Raw genomic sequence first — 17,468 nt, 5'->3', positions numbered from 1 at the left:
TGGTCGATCTGTTCATGTACTGGACACAATCGGCTGGGGTCCACGGCCGGATCTCGATTACCGTCGTCGGTATGACGAGCACCATCACCCTCGCCGAAGCCCTCGCCGCCGGAACGGTCGTCCTCGACGGCGGCATGTCCAACCAGCTCGAATCGGCCGGGCACGACCTGAGCGACGAGCTGTGGTCGGCGCGGCTGCTCGCCGAACAGCCGGAGGCGATCACCGAGGCGCATCTGGCCTACTTCCGGGCGGGCGCGGACGTGGCGATCACCTCCAGCTACCAGGCCACGTTCGAGGGCTTCGGGAAGCGCGGGATCGGCCACGACCGGGCGGCCGAACTCATGGCGCTCAGCGTGGAGTCGGCGCGGGAGGCGGCTCGCCGGGCGCGCGTCTCGCGGCCCCTGTGGGTGGCGGCTTCGGCAGGTCCTTACGGTGCGATGCTCGCGGACGGCTCGGAGTACCGGGGCCGCTACGGGCTCACGGTCGACGAACTGGAGCGTTTCCACCGCCCGCGTCTCGAGGTGCTGGCGGCGGCCCGCCCCGACGTCCTCGCCCTGGAGACGGTCCCCGACGCCGACGAGGCGGTGGCGCTGCTGCGGGCGGTGCGCGGGCTCGGGGTGCCGGCCTGGCTGACGTACTCCGTCGCCGGAGGCCGCACGCGTGCCGGGCAGCCGCTGGAGGAGGCCTTCGCCCCGGCCGCCGACGCGGACGAGGTCATCGCGGTCGGCGTGAACTGCTGCGCGCCCGAGGACGTGGACGCCGCCGCTTCGACCGCGGCCCGGGTCACCGGCAAGCCGGTCGTCGTCTACCCCAACAGCGGCGAGACCTGGGACGCCGAGGCCCGCGCCTGGACCGGACATTCGAGGTTCACGGCCGGCCAGGTGACGGGCTGGCAGCAGGCCGGGGCCCGGCTGATCGGCGGCTGCTGCCGGGTGGGGCCGGAGGCGATCTCGGGGATCGCGGGGACGCTGGGCGCGGCCTAGAGGCCCGCGAGGTCCCACCCCGCCTGCCCCCGAAGTCCCGCCGGCCCGCGACGCCCGGCACCAGTCCGCGCACATCCCTCCTCCCCGTCCTGCTCCGCTGCTAGCCTCCGCATGGGAACCGGTTGCCATGGTGTTTCCGCAGGTGCCCGGGAGAGACGAGGCAGGCATGACGAGGAAGAGCGGGGACGCGAGCCGCAGCACCATCCGGGACGTGGCGCTGCGCGCGGGCGTCTCGGCGTCGACGGTGTCCCGGGTGCTGGGCGGCGTGTATCCGGTGAGCGCGGCGACGCGCGGGAGCGTCATGCGGGCGGTCCGTGAGCTGGACTATGTGGCCGACGCGAGGGCGAAGGCGATCGCGGGTGTCGGCACGCCCACCCTCGCCTTCGTGCTGGAGGACATCACGGGCCCTTCGTTCGCGCACATGGCCCACGGCGTGGAGCGCGAGGCGACCCGGCTCGGCCATCTCTGCCTGGTGTGCAGCACGGAGGGCGATGTCCGGCAGGAGCTGGAGTTCGTCGAGATGATGCGCGCCCAGCGGGCCGCCGCGGTGATCCTGGTCGGCGGCAGCGCCGACACCCCCGAGTACCGCGAACGCACCCATCGCATGGCGGACTCCCTCGCCTCGGCCGGTTCTCGCCTGGTCCTGTGCGGCCGGCCACCGCTGGACCCCGGCGCCCCGGTGACGGTCATCGAGTACGACAACGAGGGCGGCGCCTACACCCTGGTCGCCCATGTGCTCGCCCAGGGGCACCGCCGGGTGCTGTTCCTGGGCGGCCGGGCGGACCACACCACGGCCCTGGGCCGTGAACGCGGCTACCTCGCCGCTCACCGGGCCCGCGGCCTCACCCCCGACGAGTCCCTCGTCCTGCACGGCGACTTCACGCGCGACGCGGGCCACCGCCTGATGCGGCGGGCGCTCGAGGACGACCTCGGCTTCACGGCCGTCGTGGCCGCCACCGACATGGTCGCGGCGGGCGCCCTCACCGCCCTGCACGAGGCGGGCCTGTCCGTCCCGGGCGATGTCTCCCTCGCCGGCTACGACGACATCCCCTTCGCCCGCGATCTGCACCCCGCCCTGACGACGGTCCACGTCCCCTACGAGGAACTGGGCCGTCTCGCCGTCCGCACGGCCCTCGAACACGCCCCGGGCGCCGCGGACGAGCACCTGCTGCTGGGCACCCACGTGGTGGTACGGGATTCGGTGGGCCCACCCCCGGCGCGGTGACTCCCCCGGGGCATACCGCTGTTGCCGAGGCTCGGCGACAGCGGTATGCCGTTCTGGGCAGGGGAGGCACCTCGGCACCCTCCTCAAGGAGCGCGGCGAGCCCGCCGGCGACGGAGGGCGGCGCCCCAAGGCGCCGGGAACTACGGCGTTCCGCTCCGGGACCGGGGCGAACTCGCCGAGGCGAGCGGCTGTTCCGCGGGGACGCCGAAGCCGGGGACGCGGACGCCGCCGACAACCTCGGCCGCCTGCTCGCCGAGCGCGGCGACCTCGCCGAGGCCGAGACCTGGTTCCGGTGCTCTGCGGAATCTGGCAATCCGGTCGGGGCGGAGAATCTCGAGACCCTCCGCGCCGACCGCGGACGGCGCTGGTGGCGGCGCGGCCGCTGAGGGATGCCGCGCGCCCAGCTCGCGCAGGCCCGCCGGGACGCTACCCCTGCGACGTCGGAGCGAGCGAGGTGACGGCGGGCGAGGAGGCGGGAGCCGGCGACGCCGGGACGCCGCGCCCGTGCTGGGAGTACGACAGGACGCCCGTGAGGACGATCCTGAGGACCTCGCGCAGTTCGATGTGGAGCGGCACGCGCCCGCCCGGGTCCTGTGACCAGCGGTAGAGCAGGCCCAGATAGGAGTCACGGAGGATGTTGCCGACCCGCATCGGGTCGATGTCGAAGCTGACCTCACCGCGCTGGCGGCCGGCTTCGATGATGTTGGCGAAGACCTGGCCCGCGTAGGGCTCCTCGAGGAGGGGCTGCCCGGCCTTCACCCAGGCCTGGAGCATGGCGGCGGTGATCTCGCGCTCGGACTCGTTGAACTCCGCCAGCGCCGCCATGCACCGCTCCAGATGCACCGTCACATCGTCGTTGCGGGACTTCATCGACTCTTCCATGGCCAGCTCCAGGCGCCGCTTCCGGGCCTCGGCCCAGGCGGTGACCAGGTCTTCCTTGCGCTGGAAGTAGTTGAAGAAGGTGCCCCGGGCCACGTCGGCGTGCTCGGCGATCTGGTCGATCGTGGTGCCGTCGTAGCCCTGCTCCGCGAAGAGGGTCAGGGCGGATGTGTAGATGCGGTCCCGCACCCGCTGCTTGCTGCGCTCTCTGCGCCCGAGGGGGCGGGCAGGTTCAGAGGCCATGTGCTTCCTCGCCTTCTCACGTCGTTGTGCGGGCTCCCCCTGGCCCCCAAAAATTATACCACGGTACATCTATGAGTCATGGTCTTGGTTTGCCCATGACGTCAGGTCCCGGATGCCACGGAAGCGGCGATCACACCGATGGGTTCGCGGCCCAGCAGCCGGGTGGCAGGTATGTCGACACCCGCCGTGCGGTGCAGTCGCACCCTGAGCTCGGTCGCCAGCAGTGAGTCCAGCCCCAGGGTCCGCAGCGGCCTGCGGGGATCGAGCCGGGTCGCCGAGAGGCCGAGCACGGTGGCGGCCTGCTTCAGCACGTCGTCGGCCGCGAGGGCGGGCCCGGGGGCGGCGATCGCGGGAGGGGCGGTCGGCGTCGCGGGAGCCGGCGCCGGGGCTTCCGCCACCCCGGCCCCGTCGGCCGTCTCGGGTGCGGAGCCGACCGCTCGCCCGCGCAGGCGTATGTCACGGAACTCCGCGATCAGATGGCCGTCCTCGGCCGTCAGCCACACATCGCAGCGGGCGTCGTCCGTACCGTCGCCGGGCGTGAAGCGGGCCACGCACCAGTGGTCCCGGCCGACCGCCTCCTCGTCGCGCACCAGGACGCGGCCGAAGGACACCGGCACGTAGCCGTCCGGCCTTCCCCCTGCGCCCGTGGAGTGCGGCCACGCGGCGAGCATCGTCAGAAGCCCGGCCTCGAGTCCGGCCGCCCCCGCCCCGGCGCGGCGCATCCGAGCCACCGATTCGCCTTCGGAACACCACAGTTGGGCCACGGTGCGCAGCGAGGCGTCGATGGTGTAGCCGCGGCCCTGGGCGCGGCGGTAGAACTCGCCCGCCGGCACGTACGAGGTGCACCGGGTCAGGCCGTCGTCCAGCAGCTCCCCGCCCTGCCGCTCCGCCGCCACGCTCCCACCGGCCGCGCGGAACCTGCCCGTCATGCACAGTTCGCCGTCCCGGGCGCCGTCCGGGGTGCGCACCGCGGTGACGGTGAACACGAAGGTCCCCTCCTGCGCGGCGGGCGCCAGGCCCACACGTACCGCGGCGTCGCGCGCCCGCTCCAGCTCCAGGGGCCGGCTCCCGAACTCGACGTCCTCCAGCACGCCTTCATCGCAGGGCGCGATGCCGCCCGCCGCCCGCAGGACGGCCTTGAAGTAGAGCACCGGCGGTACGACGGCCGCGCCGCCTCGCGTGCGGACGCTCTCCCCGAGGTCGTCCAGGCCCAGCTCGCGCAGCTCGACCTCCCGCACATGCTCGGCCGGCCCCGCGGGCGTCGCCGCGGGAGCCGGATCCTTCCTGAACTGCTCCTGGTCCCAGGCGTACGTCGGCAGCGGGACGTGGGGCGCGGTCCCCTGGAAGAAGCGGCCGAAGTCGACGCGTCCGCCGTGGGCGAAGAGCTGCCCGAGCGCCCGGGTGATGTTCTCGCCGTCGTCCTGGTGGCGCTTGAGGGTGGCCACGGCGGCCGGTTCGGCGCCCTGCTCCGCGAGGACCGCGGCGACGGACTGGACGAGGATCGGGTGCGGGCCGACCTCCAGGAACACCGTCTCCTCCTTGGCGGCAGCCCGCACGGCCTCGACGAAGCGCACCCGCTCGCGAAGGTTGTCCACCCAGTAGGCGGCGTCCAGCTCGGGCCCGTCGACCGGCTCGCAGCGGGTGGTGGAGAACATCGCGGTGCGGGCGGGCAGCGGGGCGAGGTGGGCGAGGGCGCCGGCCAGGTCGTCCCGCAGTTCCGCCATGTACGGGGAGTGGGAGGCCACGTTGACCTTGACGTGCCGGCTCTGCACCCCTTCGGCTTCGAGGCGTTCGGCGATACGCCGCAGAGCGCGTGCGTCCCCGGCGAGGACCGTACTCCTCGGGGCGTTCTCCGCCGCGACGCACACCGCGTCGCCGTAGGACGCCACGGCGTCGGCTGCGCTCAGCGCGTCGAGTTCGACGGCGAGCATCGCGCCGCGCCCCGCCAGCCGCTGCATCAGGGAACTGCGCCGGCAGATGACCGAGGCGGCGTCCCTGAGCGACAGCGCACCGCAGACCTGGGCGGTGGCCACCTCGCCCATGCTGTGCCCGATACCGAGGCCGGGGTCGACCCCCTTGGCCCGCAGGAGCGCGGCCAGCGACACCTGCATGGCCCACAGCAGGGGTTGCACCACCGCGACGTCGTCGGTGAGCTCCCGCGGCGATGCGTCCTCGCCCTCGCCGGTCAGCAGGCCGATGACCGACCACCCCAGTTCCTCCCGGACGGCGGCGTCGCATTCGGTCAGGGTGTGCCGGAACACCGCCTCGGAGGCGAGCAGATGGCGCCCCATCCCGAGCCATTGCGAGCCCTGCCCGGGAAAGACGAAGGCGATCCGGCGGTCACCCGTGAAGCCGGCGTCGGCCGTCCCTCCGTCCGGGGTCTCCTCGCCCGCGGCCAGGGCGCGCAGAGCGGCGGCGAGTTCGTCATGGGTGCGGCCGACCGCCCACAGGCGGTGAGGGTGGGCGTCACGGCGCGTGGCGGCGGCGTGGCAGATGTCCCGCAGCGCGAAGGCGCGTCCCTCTCGGCCCTCCAGGAAGGCGGCGTGGCGCGCGGCGAGTCGGCTGAGGGCCGCCGGAGTGCGGGCACTGAGCAGCAGCAACTGCGGCTCCTCGCCTGCCGGGGCGGCCGGCTCCGGTATCGGCTCGTGGGCCGGTTCGGGCACGTACTCGCCGACGATCACATGGGCGTTGGTGCCGGAGAGGCCGAAGGAACTGACGCCCAGGAGCGCGGCCCGGCCGCCGGGCACGAGCGGGGTGTTGCGCGCGACGCATTCGAGGGGGGCGGTGCCCTCGGCCAGGACGGGGTGCGGAGTGCGCAGGTGCAGTGAAGCGGGGATGGTGCGGTGCCGGGCGATGAGCACGGTCTTGATCAGGCCCGCGATCCCTGCGGCGGCTTCGGCGTGCCCGATGTTGGTCTTGACGGAACCGATGAGCAGCGGGCGGGACCGCTCTCCCTCGGCTTCCTCGCCCAACACCTCGGCGAGGGCGCGCAGTTCGACGTCGTCGCCGACCGGGGTGCCGGTGCCGTGCGCTTCCACGTAGTCGAGCTGGTCCGGGGTGATGCCGGCGCTGCGGCAGGCGGAGCGGATCATCTCTGTCTGTCCGGAGACGGCGGGCTGGAGCAGCATTCCGCTGCCCCGGCCGTCGTTGGTGACGGCGCTGCCCCGCAGTACGGCGAGGATCCGGTCACCGTCGCGCAGCGCGTCGGGCAGGCGCTTGAGCAGGACCGTCCCTACTCCTTCGCTGCGTACGAAGCCGTCGCCGGAGGCGTCGGCAAACTTGCAGCGCCCGTCGGGAGCGAGCATGCCGCCCTGGGAGTAGGTGACGGCGTCGGACGGTGAGAGCACGGCGTTGACTCCCGCGGCGACGGCCATGTCGCTCTCTCCGGTCAGCAGGCTCTGCCGGGCGAGATGCACGGCCACCAGGGACGAGGAGCACGCGGTGTCGACCACCAGGCTGGGGCCCCGCAGATCGAGGGCGAAGGAGAGGCGCCCGGCGGTCATCGTCCGCAGCCGGCTGCCGGCCATGCCGTGCACGTCCTGGAATCCCCCGGACTCCGCCAGGTCTCCGTACTCGGCGGTCGCCTGTCCCACGAACACGCCGGTGCGGCTGCCCGCCAGCGAGGACGGGAGGATGTGCGCGTCCTCCAGCGCTTCCCAGACCACCTGGAGGAGGACCCGCTGCTGAGGGTCCATGGCCAGCGCCTCGCGCGGGGCGATGCCGAAGAAGGCGGCATCGAAGCCGTACAGATCGTCGATGAACCCGCCGTGCCGCGAGACGGTCGTGCCCGGTTCACCGGGCTGTGCGGAGTGGTACCGCCGTACGTCGAACCGGTCCTCCGGTACGGGCGTGACGGCGTCGGTGTTGGCTTCGAGCAGTCGCCGGAACTCACGCACCCCACGCGCTCCGGGAAATCTGCATCCCATCCCGACGATCGCGATTTCGGGCATGCCGCCTTGCTGCACCAGGTCCCCCCTAAGTGATGTGGTGTCAGGATCCAAAAGTACACCAGAGACCAAATTTGGCTTCCAGTCGACTCCGTGAACAGGAGGAGACGATCGCGCTACGGACGACTTTTTGCCCGGTTCGCAAGGTTGGTGACCTGCCGTTACCCCCCGTAGGGCGCCGACCCCTCGAACGACACCGGTAGAAACATGGGCTACAGTCCATTGATAAACCGCTACACAGAAGCTCAGGAGGAGGACGGATGATCGCCAGAGTGCTGGGTCCCCTGCGCGTGACCATGAACGGTGTGTCGGTGGTCCCCACGGCGCTGAAGGCCAGGAAACTCCTCGCCGTGCTCATCCTGAACCGAGGGCGCGTGGTGCAGCGGGCCGCCATCGAGCGCGAACTGTGGGGCCTCGACGTGCCCATGAGCGCCTCTACGGGCATCCAGAACTGCGTCATGCAGATCCGCAAGAGCATCGGCCGCGCCGTCGACGGCGGGCCCTCGGACCGGCTCCCCAAGGAGACGCTGATCACCGAGGCCACCGGTTACCGGCTCGAAGTCCCCGGCGAGCAGTTCGACATCGTCGGCTACCACCGGCTCGTCTCGGCGGCGGGAGAGGCGGAGGCCAGGGGCGATCTGTCGCAGGCGTCGGCCCAGCTGAACAACGCGCTGAAGCTGTGGCGGGACGCGCCCCTGGCCGATGTGCCGGCCGGACCCGTGCTGCATCCGCACGTGCTACGGCTGGAGGAGGACCGCAAGGCGGTGCTGAGCCAGCGCGTCGGCCTGGACCTGCGGTTGCGCCGCTACGCCGAGGTGATCGGCGAACTGCACGCCCTCGTGGCCCTCAATCCCTACGACGAGGTGCTGCACGAGTACCTGATGCTGGCGCTGTACCTCTCCGGGCGCCGCAACGACGCGCTGGCGGCCTATCAGGGCCTGCGTGCCGCGCTGACCGACGGGATCGGCCTGGAGCCCTCGCACCGGCTGCGTCGCCTCCAGCAGCAGATCCTGAACTGTGACGACGCGTTGGAGCACACCTTCCTGGACGACCGCTCACCCCACCTTGTCGGGGCGTAGCGGTCCCGCTCGGTGAGCGGCCGTCAGGGTCGCGACGAGCTCTTCGAGCAGGACGCCCTGACCGTACGGGGTGAAGGGGAAGAAGTGCCCGCCCCGGGCGAGCCGGGCACGGAACGGGCCCGACGTGAAGCGGGCCCACAGCGGCAGCACGTCCGGCGGGACGAGCGGATCGTCCGTGCCGGCCAGCGCGGTCACCGGCACGCTGAGCCGGAGGGGCTCCACGGCGCGCAGCGCGTCCCGCGCGAGTGCGAGGTCATGGGCCAGGACCTGCCGCGCGGGGCTGAGGGACGTATCGCGCAGGGCGTCGGCGGGCAGCCGGTGGGTCGCGAGGATCTCGGCCAACTCGGCGACGGAGTTCGGGTGTTCCGGACGCGGCCGGCTTCGGGCGCCCGGTTGGGAACAGCTCACGACCAGGCCGTCGCAGCGCCCGCCGCCCGCGTCGGCGACGGCGAGCGCCAACAGTCCTCCCAAGCTGTGCCCGTAGAAGACGGTGGGGGCGGGGGCGAGGTCGCGCAGTCCGCGACTGATGCCCGACACGGCGGCGGTCACGGTCGTACGGGGTGCGAGGTCCGCGCGCCGCTCTCGCCCGGGCAGTGTGACGCCCACCACCTCCACCGTGTCCGGCAGTCCGGCCAGGACGCCCGAGTAGCGCTGCGGGCCCGCGCCGGCGTGCGGGAAGACGACGATGCGGCTGCCGCGCCGTGCCGAGGGACGCAGCACGTGCGTCCAGTCTTCGGAGTGGGGAAGCATGCTCATTCCTTGGTGGGTCGGCGCGGCGGTCACGCACGACGCGGGCTCTCCGGGCCGGGAGCGTGTTCCCGGCCCGGAGAGCCCGGCCTGCCGTGGGACTCAGGCCGCTGTGATGACGAGCGCGGCGTTGTGGCCGCCGAAGCCCAGCGAGGTGCTGACGGCGACGTCCACCGGGGTGGTGCGGGGTTCGCCGCTGACCACGTCCAGCTCGATGGCCGGGTCCGGGTTCTTCAGGTTCGCCGTCGGCGGCACCGTGCCGTGCTGCACGGCCAGCACCGTGTACGCCGCCTCGATGGCGCCCGCGGCCGCCAGCGCGTGGCCGGTGACCCCCTTGGTCGACGTGACCAGGGGCGTGTCGCCCAGGACACGGCGCAGCATCCGGCCCTCGACGAGGTCGTTCATCGCGGTGGCGGTGCCGTGCGCGTTGACGTGGCGGACGTCCGAGGGGGCGACGCCGGCGTCCGCCAGGGCGGCGCGCAGGGCTCGCTCGATGCCCTCCCCGTCGGGGTGCGGGGCGGTGGCGTGGTGGGCGTCGGAGGAGGACGCGTAACCGCTGACGAGGGCGCGGACTTCCGCGCCCCGGGCGCGGGCGTCCGCCTCCCGTTCCAGGACGAGCACGCCGGCCGCCTCGGCGGCCACGAAGCCGTCCCGTTCCGCGTCGAACGGCTTGCCCGCGTGCTCGGGCGCGTCCCCCGACTTGGACAGGGCGCCCATCTTGCACAGCCCGGCCATCACCGTGGGGGTCAGCGCGGACTCGCTGGCGCCGGCGAGCACGATGTCGCAGACGCCGGAGCGCAGCAGGTCGCGTGCGGTGCCGATGGCGGTCGCGCCGGACGCGCACGCGGTGGCGGTGACCAGACTCGGCCCCCGGGCACCGCAGTCGATCGCCACATAGCCGGCGACCATGTTCGGCATGTACTTCGTCACCAGGAGGGGCGAGACCTTGTCGGGCCCGCGCTCGCGCAGCGTGTCGTGCTGCTCCGCGAAGGTGGCGGGGCCGCCGAGCGAGTTGCCGAGGACCACCCCGACCCGGGCGCCGTCCCAGGTCGTGGAGTCCCATCCGGCGTCGGTGACGGCCATCCGGGAGGCCACGAGGGCGAGTTGGACGAAGCGCTCCAGCTGCCAGCCGGCGAAGCCGCCCAGCAGTTCACCGGCGTCGAAGCCCGGTACCCGGCAGGAGAAGTCCACCGACAGCTCGCCGAGTGCGGGGTCGCGTGTGGCGCAGGAGCGTCCTGACAGCACCCGCTCCCAGTTCTCGGCCACGCCGATTCCGGCCGGGGTCACCAGACCCAGACCGGTGACGGCGATGGCGTTCGTACGACCGTGCGCCATCAGACCGCCGCTCCCTTGGCCGACAGGAGCTGGACCAGGTCGTCCAGGGTGTGCTCCTCGGTGAGTTCGCCGTCCGCTATCTCCACGCCGAACTCCTTGTCCAGGACGAGGCCGAGCTCGATCAGGACCAGGGAGTCGAAGGACAGTTTGCCGAGGGTCACCTCGGACGCGATGATCTCGGGCTTGACCTTGAACTGGTCGGAGAGAAGGACCGAGACCCGCTCCGCGATCGCCTGCATGGTGTTTCTCCTTGGTGTGATGAGTGGGGATGCGATGGGTGGTGAGGGAGGGCGGGGGTGAGCCGGTGTCAGACCGCCGTGATGTCCGGCCATTCGAGCGCCACGGACCCCCAGGTGAGACCGCCGCCGAAGCCGCCGAGCACGACGCGCTGGCCGGGGCGCAGTTCGCCGTCGGCCGACGCGTCGGCCAGGACTAGCGGGATCGAGGCGGCGACGGTGTTGCCGACCCGTTCGATGTTGGCGGGGAACCGTTCGGGCGGCAGGCCGACGCGTTCGGCGACCGCCGCCAGGATGCGGGCGTTGGCCTGGTGGAGGACGACCTTGTCGATGTCCTCGACGGCCCAGCCCGCGGCCTCGGCCGTCGTGGTCACGGAGGCCGCCATGCGGCGCACCGCCTCCCCGAAGACCGGGCGGCCCTCCATGGTGAAGTAGGCGGCCTCCGCCGGGGCCGGCAGGCCGGTGGACCGCTGCCGCGAGCCGCCGGCCGCGACCTGGATGAGGTCGCTCTGGCCGCCGTCGCTGCCGAGGTGGAGCCCGTTCAGGGCGCCCGGCTCGTCCGCCTCGCCGGCGCGCAGGTACACCGCTCCGGCGCCGTCCCCGAAGATGGCCCGGGTCGTACGGTCGGCCGGGTTGAGGATGGTGGAGAACGTGTCCGCCCCGATGACCAGGACGGAGCGCGCGAAGCCCGCCTGGATGAAACCGGCCGCCGTGCCCAGGGCGTAGACGAAGCCCGTGCACACGGCGGCGATGTCGAACGCGCCGACACCGCCGAGGCCCAGCCGGTCGGCGACCTCGGGCGCGGTGGCCGGGCAGGGGCGGTCCGGAGTGCTGGTGGCGACCACGACGATGTCGGCCCGCTCCTCGCCGGCGGACTTCAGGGCCCTGCGTCCGGCCTCGACGGCGAGGTCCCCGGTCGATCCGCCCGGTTCGATGACATGGCGCCGGCGGATCCCGGTCCGGCTGCTGATCCACTCGTCCGAGGTGTCCAGCTGCCGGGCGAGGTCGTCGTTGGTGACCACGGTGGGCGGGACCCAGCTTCCCAGGCCGGCGACGACCGCCGCCCGGTCCGTGCCGGTCATCCGGCGTCCCCGGCGGCGCGGGACGTCCTCGAGGTGCTGCTGTCAGCCACAGCCGTTGTCGCTGTCGTAGCCGTCACTGCGTTGTTCCTCCTGGCTGGTGTCGTGGTGCACCGATGCGCTCCGGCGCCTCTCGGAGGTCTCACTGTGGCAACGCGTGCTCCGCTTTCCCTCACCACCGGCCCACGCAGGGCACATGTGCCGCTCACGCCGGCCGTGAGCGGCACATGAGCGGTGCGTAAGTACGCGTTGCCAGCATGGAAGGCGTCCGGCGGCGGCCTGCCCCGCGGTGCAGGCGGAACGCGCTCCGGACACCCCTTCACACGACCCGGCTCACGACCGCGCACGAGGAGAACTGAGTGCAGCAACGCAGGATAGGAACCGACGGTCCGGTGGTCTCCGCGATCGGTCTCGGCTGCATGGGGATGTCGGAGTTCTACGGCCCGACCGACGAGGCCGAGTCCCTGGCGACCCTTCAGGCGGCCCTGGACGGCGGGGTCACGCTGCTCGACACCGCCGACATGTACGGCAAGGGCCACAACGAGCGCCTGGTGGGCCGGGCCATCGCGGGCCGCCGCGACCAGGTGGTCCTCGCGACCAAGTTCGGCATCCGGCGCGACGACAGTGACCCGAGGCAGGGCCGGAACATCGACTCCAGCCCGGAGTACTGCCGGCAGGCCGTCGACGCCTCGCTGCAGCGCCTGGGCGTCGACCACATCGACCTCTACTACCTTCACCGCAAGAGCCCCGACATCCCCGTCGAGGAGACCGTGGGAGCCATGGCGGAGCTGGTGCGGGCCGGCAAGGTCGGGCACCTGGGTCTTTCCGAGGTGACCGCGGAGACCCTGCGCAGGGCGCACGCCGTGCACCCCATCGCGGCTCTGCAGACCGAGTACTCGCTGTGGACCCGCGAGGTGGAGCAGGAGGTCCTGCCGGTGGCCCGGGAGCTGGGCACCTCGCTCGTGGCGTACTCGCCGATCGGTCGGGGTTTCCTGACCGGTGCGATCAGCCGGCCCGAGGACCTGGACCCCACCGACTTCCGGCACTCGCACCCCCGTTTCCAGCAGGAGCACCTGGCGCGCAACATCCGGATGGTCGAGCGGCTCCGCGAGCTCGCCGAGAGCTACGGCTGCAGCCCCGTCCAGCTCGCGCTGGCCTGGCTGCTGGCTCAGGGCGACGACATCGTCCCCATTCCGGGCACCCGTCGGATCGGCTACCTGCGCGAGAACGTCGCCGCCGCCGAACTGCGCCTCACCGACGAGCAACTGGCCGCCGTGTCGGCCGCGGTGCCCCACGACGTCGTCTCCGGCGAGCGCTACGACCCCGCGGGCATGGCGACCGTCGGCCACTGACCGGCCCGCCCCTCTTACCCCTCCACCACCAACCCCCGATGTAACGAGGAATCCCATGGCAGACAAGCTCAAGCAGCTCAAGCTGGCCGCCGTCAACATCGACGGCGTCCTGCTGAACGACACGTTCAGCCCCGTCATCCACAACTTCATCGTCAGCCGTGGCGGCGAGTACACCGCCGACGTCGAGCGCAGCATCTTCTCCCAGCCGCAGCTGGTGGGCGGCCAGGGCATGGCGAACGCCGCACGCGTCCCGTGGACCGCGCAGGAGGCGATCGACGTCTACTTCAAGGAGCGGGAGGAGTACACCCGCGAGCACCCGGTCGAGCTGCTCGACGGCGCGATCGACCTGCTGCGCCGGCTGCGCGGCCTCGGTCTGAAGACGGTCAGCTACGGCGGCCTCGCCAAGTCGCACTTCGACCACTTCCTGGGCGAGCACGCCGACCTCTTCGACGAGCCCGGCTACGTCTGCACCAACGACTTCCGCCCCGGCCTGCGCGAGATCACCACCGAGGTCTTCGGGCTGAAGCACGACGAGGTGCTGTTCATCGACGACGTGGCCCGGGTGGCGGAGGTGGCCAAGGCCCTCGACATCCCCTTCATCGGCCACCCCAGCTCCTTCGAGCACAGCTTCCAGCCGCAGCTGATGCGCGAGAGCGGTGCCCGGCACATCGTCGACTCGCTGCACTCCATCGACGAGGAGCTGCTGCGCACCCTCGACGCCGAGGCCGCCGCGCACTCCGTCTGGCGCGACTGAGCCGACGCGCCGTCCCGTGTGCCGGACCGGCCGCCACCCGGCCCGTCCGGCACCGCCGGCCCCTCCTTCCCCCGCCCCGCGCGGTCCCGGCCCCTCCGGCCGCGCCTCCCTCACCCACCCAGGAGTTACGCCTTGGACCGCGCCGCTTCCCCGCAGACCGTGCTGCTGGACTTCGACGGAGTGCTGAGCCTGAACGCGTCGAGCCTGCTGCTGCTCGCCCTGCACGAGGGCATCAACCGCCACACCGAGCTGCCCATCGAGGCGACGGTCACGCAGTTCAAGGCCATCAGCACCTTTCCCCAACGGGAGAGCCTGCGTGTGCTGTTCGCGGGCCTCGGCATCGAGCAGCACCTGAACGCCGAGATCGACGCGCTCAGGTCGCTGACCTCCGTCCAGGGCACGCCGCTGGCCCTCGGCGAGGACGTGGAGGTGTTCTGCGCACAGCAGCGGGCGCGGGGCGTGCGGCTGCGGGTGTTCTCCACGATGGACCGCACCACCGCGCGTCGCTCGCTGCTCGACGGCCTGTTCGGGCCCGAGGACTATGTGGCGCTCGACCACGCCTCCAAGGCCGATCCCGACACCTACGCGGCGCTTCTCGCGACCGAGGGCGAGGTGGATCCGGGGCAGTGGCTGCTGGTGGACGACTCCCCGCTCGCCCTGCGCGCGGCCAAGATCGCGGGGCTGCGCACGGTGCTGATGCGCGGCGCTGTCTTCTCGGACGACGACGTGTCGGCGTTCGGGTCCTTCATCGACGCGCGGGTGAGCACGTTCGCGGAACTCGGCGCTCTGCTCACCGCCCAGGACGCGGCCTCGCCGGCCACCCGGCTCTGACAAACTCCCCCTCCCCCAAAGGTTCCGATGTCCCAGTCACCCGTTGATTCCGAGCTGTCACCCCCCAGGACCGATCCCGCGGAGACCGCCCCCGGGGCGGAGAGCGCCGTCGGCCCCACGCGGGTGCTGGTGGCCATCGCCCTGGCCGCCGTGATGCTGCCCATCTCCGTCACAGGGCCGGGCGTCGCCCTCGCCGACATGTCCGGCGCGCTGCACGCCTCGGCCGCCTCCACCCAATGGGTGCTGAACGCCTACAACGTGGCGTTCACCGCCTTCATGCTCGCGGCCGGTTCAGCGGCCGACCTCTTCGGGCGCCGCCGCCTGTTCCTGAGCGGCACGACCGTCTTCGCGCTGGCCTCGCTCGTCGCGGGCACCGCCCCCACCATCCTGCTCGTGGACCTGGCGCGCTTCGTTCAGGGCATGGGCGCGGCAGCGGTGCTGACCAGCGGTTCCGCGCTGCTCGCCCACACGTTCAGCGGGGCTGCCCGCGCCCGGGCCTTCGGCATCTTCGGCGCCTCGATCGGCTTCGGCCTGGCGATGGGGCCGTTCGTGTCCGGCCTGCTGGTGGGCATGGCGTCCTGGCACGCCGTGTTCCTGGTCAACGTCCTGCTCGGCGCGGTCGTGCTCGTCCTGGCCCGGCCGCTGCCCGAGTCGAGGAACCCGGGGGCGCGGCGTATCGACCTGCCCGGGGTGCTGACCTTCACCCTGGCGCTCATGCTGCTCGCCCTCGGCTTCGTCGAGGGGCCCTCGCAGGGGTGGGGCGGAGTCGTCACACTCGGTTCCTTCGCGGGTGCGGCACTCTTCCTCGCCCTGTTCGTCGTGGTCGAACTGCGCGTCGCCGAGCCGATGTTCGACCTGAGCCTGCTGCGGCGCCCCACGTTCGTCGCCATCATCTGGCAGCCGGTCAGCATCGTCTTCGCGTTCGCGGCCCTGTTGGTCTACCTGCCGCCCTACTTCCAGGGCGCGGGCGGCGCGGGGTCGACGATGTCCGGTGCGATGCTGCTGCCGCTGACGCTGCCGGTCTTCATCCTGCCGCTGTTCACCGGCACGCTGGTGCGGCTGCTGTCGGTGCGGCTGCTGCTCGCCGTCGGGCCGGCGGTGCTGGCCGTCGCGTTGCTGCTGATGACGTTCACCGACCCGGTGTCGTCCCGTACGGGGCTGTACGCGGCGCTGCTGCTGGCCGGTGTCGGCATCGGTCTCGCCTTCGGCGTCATGGACAACGCGGCGGTCAGCGTGGTGCCGGCCGAGCGCAGCGGTATGGCGTCGGGCATGTTCAACACCCTCCGGGTCGCCGGCGAGACGATCGGCGTCGCGTGTGTGGGCGGGCTGCTGCTCACCTCGACCCGTCAGCAGCTGTCGGGCGGCGGAGACAGCGCCGGTGGTGCGATGGCCGACGACGTGGTCCAGGGCCGTCTGGGTTCCGTGCGCGAGAGCGGCGGACAGGATCTGGTGGACCGGGCGGTCCAGGGTCTCCAGCACGGGTGGAGCGTCGTCTACGTGGTGCTGGCCTGTGTGGCCCTCGCCGGTGCGGTCGCCATCTTCACCATGGTCCGCGACCGCGACCTGGACCCGTCCTCCCACGCCCAGGACGTGTAAGTCCCTCCGAAAAGAACGCCCTTCCGAAGGGGCGGTCCGGACCCCCAGGGGGTCCGGACCGCCCCTTCGCGGTTACCGTCGGGCGCCGCCGCCGCGTTCCAGCGTGAAGGCCGCCCGGGCAACACTCCGCCCGCCCTGCTCGAACGTCACGGGTATCGAGACGGCCCCGGCAACGGTGTCCGCCGGCCCGTGGCCGTCGGCGACCACCGTCAGGGGCTCGTCGAGTTCCGCGTAGGCGTCGAAGGAGGCCTCGAGGCCGGTGACCGACCACGACGCCGCCGGGGCCCCGAAGAGTTCCTCGGCGGCCAGCAGGGCCGTCTGTCGTCCCGCCTCCATCAGCACCATGCCGGGCACATGGTCCTGGGCGTGGTCGAACAGGCTGGGGTGCCCGCCGGCGACCAGCAGCCGTGCCCGCACCTGCCGGCCCTCGGTGACCGGGTCGAGCAGCACCACGTTCTCCGGCCGCTCCCGGCCCACGCGCCCGGGCTCCACGAGGCCCTCCGTGGCCGGCCGCCGGTAGGACTCGGACGTCGGGGTGCCGCCGCCGTCCCGGCGGCCGCGCAGCATCCCGTAGACGCTGTCGGCGACGTACTTCACGCGCATGGACACCTCGCCCACGGGCTGCCCGGAGACGGTGATCGCCATGCGGTACCGCAGACCGCGCAGCGAGCCGCCGACCCACTGCGCGTCGTGCGTCGTGACCGCGATCGTCACCTCGGCCGGCCCGTGGGCCGGCTCGAGCGCGGCCAGGCCCGGCAGCTCCATCGACCACTGCTGGAGAACGAACTTGGTGCCGGCCGGCGCCCCGAAGTGCGCGTGCACGGCGTGAGTCTCGGCCTGGCGGCAGCACTCCAGCAGGAACAGCGGATCGACCGCGGACCAGGTCGTGTGGTCGGTGTAGTAGGCGTGGGACGGCGGCAGTTGCGCCCCGGCCACGAAGTGGCTGTCGTCGACCGCCGTGCTGTCGGTCAGGAACACCTCCGACAGCGCCCGGCGGTGTACGAGCGCCTTCGCCACGGTGTGCTCGTATGTGAGCGCACGCAGCGCGGTCCCGACGCTGTCCGTCTCGGCCATCACGGTCACGCGAATCCCCTTTTCCCAGACTGTCCTTGACGACGGCCCACGCTCCCAGCGACGGCTCACGCCCACCTCACGCACTCGTCATGCCGCACGGAACACCCG

Annotated in this window: 14 protein-coding genes; 7 read left to right on the top strand and 7 right to left on the bottom strand. The window is 72.4% G+C overall.

What is annotated here, in order from left to right:
* Positions 1–71: 71 nt before the first annotated feature.
* Positions 72–983: a homocysteine S-methyltransferase gene (gene mmuM / locus ACFT32_RS32280; RefSeq protein WP_382496348.1), complete on the top strand. Its 912-nt coding sequence runs from the start codon at positions 72–74 to the stop codon at positions 981–983.
* Between the two features lie 166 nt (positions 984–1,149).
* A complete protein-coding gene (locus tag ACFT32_RS32275; RefSeq protein WP_382496346.1) occupies positions 1,150–2,208 on the top strand; it encodes a LacI family DNA-binding transcriptional regulator in 1,059 nt (352 codons plus the stop codon).
* Between the two features lie 426 nt (positions 2,209–2,634).
* Here the strand turns inward: ACFT32_RS32275 and ACFT32_RS32270 are convergent, their stop codons facing one another.
* Together ACFT32_RS32270 and ACFT32_RS32265 are read right to left on the bottom strand one after the other, a co-directional pair.
* Positions 2,635–3,330 carry a TetR/AcrR family transcriptional regulator gene (locus tag ACFT32_RS32270; protein ID WP_382496344.1) on the bottom strand — a complete coding sequence of 232 codons (696 nt, stop codon included), beginning with the start codon at positions 3,328–3,330 and terminating at the stop codon, positions 2,635–2,637.
* 101 nt (positions 3,331–3,431) lie between these two features.
* The gene (locus ACFT32_RS32265) at positions 3,432–7,280 is read right to left on the bottom strand and encodes a type I polyketide synthase (RefSeq protein ID WP_382496342.1); all 3,849 of its coding nucleotides are present in this window, start codon (positions 7,278–7,280) and stop codon (positions 3,432–3,434) included.
* Positions 7,281–7,537: 257 nt separating this feature from the next.
* Between ACFT32_RS32265 and ACFT32_RS32260 the strand changes: the two genes are divergently transcribed.
* Complete coding sequence (locus ACFT32_RS32260; RefSeq protein WP_382496340.1) at positions 7,538–8,356, top strand: BTAD domain-containing putative transcriptional regulator; 819 nt, start codon at positions 7,538–7,540, stop codon at positions 8,354–8,356.
* Here the strand turns inward: ACFT32_RS32260 and ACFT32_RS32255 are convergent.
* The 4 genes from ACFT32_RS32255 to ACFT32_RS32240 all read right to left on the bottom strand — a co-directional run bounded on the left by ACFT32_RS32255 (position 8,333) and on the right by ACFT32_RS32240 (position 11,756).
* On the bottom strand, positions 8,333–9,106 hold the full coding sequence (locus ACFT32_RS32255) for a thioesterase II family protein (protein ID WP_382496338.1): 774 nt from the start codon (positions 9,104–9,106) through the stop codon (positions 8,333–8,335). The two genes, ACFT32_RS32260 and ACFT32_RS32255, sit on opposite strands and share 24 nt — an antisense overlap.
* A 99-nt stretch (positions 9,107–9,205) precedes the next feature.
* Positions 9,206–10,438: a beta-ketoacyl-[acyl-carrier-protein] synthase family protein gene (locus ACFT32_RS32250; protein ID WP_382496336.1), complete on the bottom strand. Its 1,233-nt coding sequence runs from the start codon at positions 10,436–10,438 to the stop codon at positions 9,206–9,208.
* Positions 10,438–10,677, bottom strand: a complete 240-nt coding sequence (locus tag ACFT32_RS32245) for an acyl carrier protein (protein ID WP_020272690.1) — start codon at positions 10,675–10,677, stop codon at positions 10,438–10,440. Before ACFT32_RS32245 ends, ACFT32_RS32250 begins: the two co-directional genes overlap by 1 nt.
* Before the next feature lie 68 nt (positions 10,678–10,745).
* The gene (locus tag ACFT32_RS32240; protein WP_382496331.1) at positions 10,746–11,756 is read right to left on the bottom strand and encodes a beta-ketoacyl-ACP synthase III; all 1,011 of its coding nucleotides are present in this window, start codon (positions 11,754–11,756) and stop codon (positions 10,746–10,748) included.
* Positions 11,757–12,112: 356 nt separating this feature from the next.
* Between ACFT32_RS32240 and ACFT32_RS32235 the strand changes: the two genes are divergently transcribed.
* The 4 genes from ACFT32_RS32235 to ACFT32_RS32220 all read left to right on the top strand — a co-directional run bounded on the left by ACFT32_RS32235 (position 12,113) and on the right by ACFT32_RS32220 (position 16,286).
* The gene (locus tag ACFT32_RS32235; RefSeq protein ID WP_382496329.1) at positions 12,113–13,105 is read left to right on the top strand and encodes an aldo/keto reductase; all 993 of its coding nucleotides are present in this window, start codon (positions 12,113–12,115) and stop codon (positions 13,103–13,105) included.
* A gap of 55 nt (positions 13,106–13,160) precedes the next feature.
* Entirely contained in the window at positions 13,161–13,859 is a 699-nt protein-coding gene (locus tag ACFT32_RS32230) for an HAD family phosphatase (protein ID WP_382496327.1), read from the top strand.
* A 132-nt stretch (positions 13,860–13,991) separates the two neighbouring features.
* On the top strand, positions 13,992–14,690 hold the full coding sequence (locus ACFT32_RS32225) for an HAD family hydrolase (RefSeq protein ID WP_382496325.1): 699 nt from the start codon (positions 13,992–13,994) through the stop codon (positions 14,688–14,690).
* Positions 14,691–14,717: 27 nt separating this feature from the next.
* Entirely contained in the window at positions 14,718–16,286 is a 1,569-nt protein-coding gene (locus ACFT32_RS32220) for an MFS transporter (RefSeq protein ID WP_382496324.1), read from the top strand.
* A gap of 72 nt (positions 16,287–16,358) precedes the next feature.
* Here ACFT32_RS32220 and ACFT32_RS32215 read toward each other — a convergent pair whose 3' ends face one another.
* Positions 16,359–17,360 carry a ScbA/BarX family gamma-butyrolactone biosynthesis protein gene (locus ACFT32_RS32215; RefSeq protein ID WP_382496691.1) on the bottom strand — a complete coding sequence of 334 codons (1,002 nt, stop codon included), beginning with the start codon at positions 17,358–17,360 and terminating at the stop codon, positions 16,359–16,361.
* Positions 17,361–17,468 lie beyond the last annotated feature (108 nt).

The sequence above is a fragment of the Streptomyces sp. NPDC057002 genome (assembly GCF_042673825.1).
Taxonomy (GTDB): Bacteria; Actinomycetota; Actinomycetes; order Streptomycetales; family Streptomycetaceae; genus Streptomyces.
The sequence above is the reverse complement of the archived record's forward strand: the minus strand, read 5'-3'. Positions and strand labels throughout refer to the sequence as shown.

What these genes read in the sequence shown, in the direction of transcription:
- mmuM (WP_382496348.1), top strand. Translation starts at nt 72, where the DNA reads ATGACGAGCACCATCACCCTCGCCGAAGCCCTCGCCGCCGGAACGGTC.
- ACFT32_RS32275 (WP_382496346.1), top strand. Translation starts at nt 1,150, where the DNA reads ATGACGAGGAAGAGCGGGGACGCGAGCCGCAGCACCATCCGGGACGTG.
- ACFT32_RS32270 (WP_382496344.1), bottom strand. Translation starts at nt 3,330, where the DNA reads ATGGCCTCTGAACCTGCCCGCCCCCTCGGGCGCAGAGAGCGCAGCAAG.
- ACFT32_RS32265 (WP_382496342.1), bottom strand. Translation starts at nt 7,280, where the DNA reads ATGCCCGAAATCGCGATCGTCGGGATGGGATGCAGATTTCCCGGAGCG.
- ACFT32_RS32260 (WP_382496340.1), top strand. Translation starts at nt 7,538, where the DNA reads ATGATCGCCAGAGTGCTGGGTCCCCTGCGCGTGACCATGAACGGTGTG.
- ACFT32_RS32255 (WP_382496338.1), bottom strand. Translation starts at nt 9,106, where the DNA reads ATGCTTCCCCACTCCGAAGACTGGACGCACGTGCTGCGTCCCTCGGCA.
- ACFT32_RS32250 (WP_382496336.1), bottom strand. Translation starts at nt 10,438, where the DNA reads ATGGCGCACGGTCGTACGAACGCCATCGCCGTCACCGGTCTGGGTCTG.
- ACFT32_RS32245 (WP_020272690.1), bottom strand. Translation starts at nt 10,677, where the DNA reads ATGCAGGCGATCGCGGAGCGGGTCTCGGTCCTTCTCTCCGACCAGTTC.
- ACFT32_RS32240 (WP_382496331.1), bottom strand. Translation starts at nt 11,756, where the DNA reads ATGACCGGCACGGACCGGGCGGCGGTCGTCGCCGGCCTGGGAAGCTGG.
- ACFT32_RS32230 (WP_382496327.1), top strand. Translation starts at nt 13,161, where the DNA reads ATGGCAGACAAGCTCAAGCAGCTCAAGCTGGCCGCCGTCAACATCGAC.
- ACFT32_RS32220 (WP_382496324.1), top strand. Translation starts at nt 14,718, where the DNA reads ATGTCCCAGTCACCCGTTGATTCCGAGCTGTCACCCCCCAGGACCGAT.
- ACFT32_RS32215 (WP_382496691.1), bottom strand. Translation starts at nt 17,360, where the DNA reads ATGGCCGAGACGGACAGCGTCGGGACCGCGCTGCGTGCGCTCACATAC.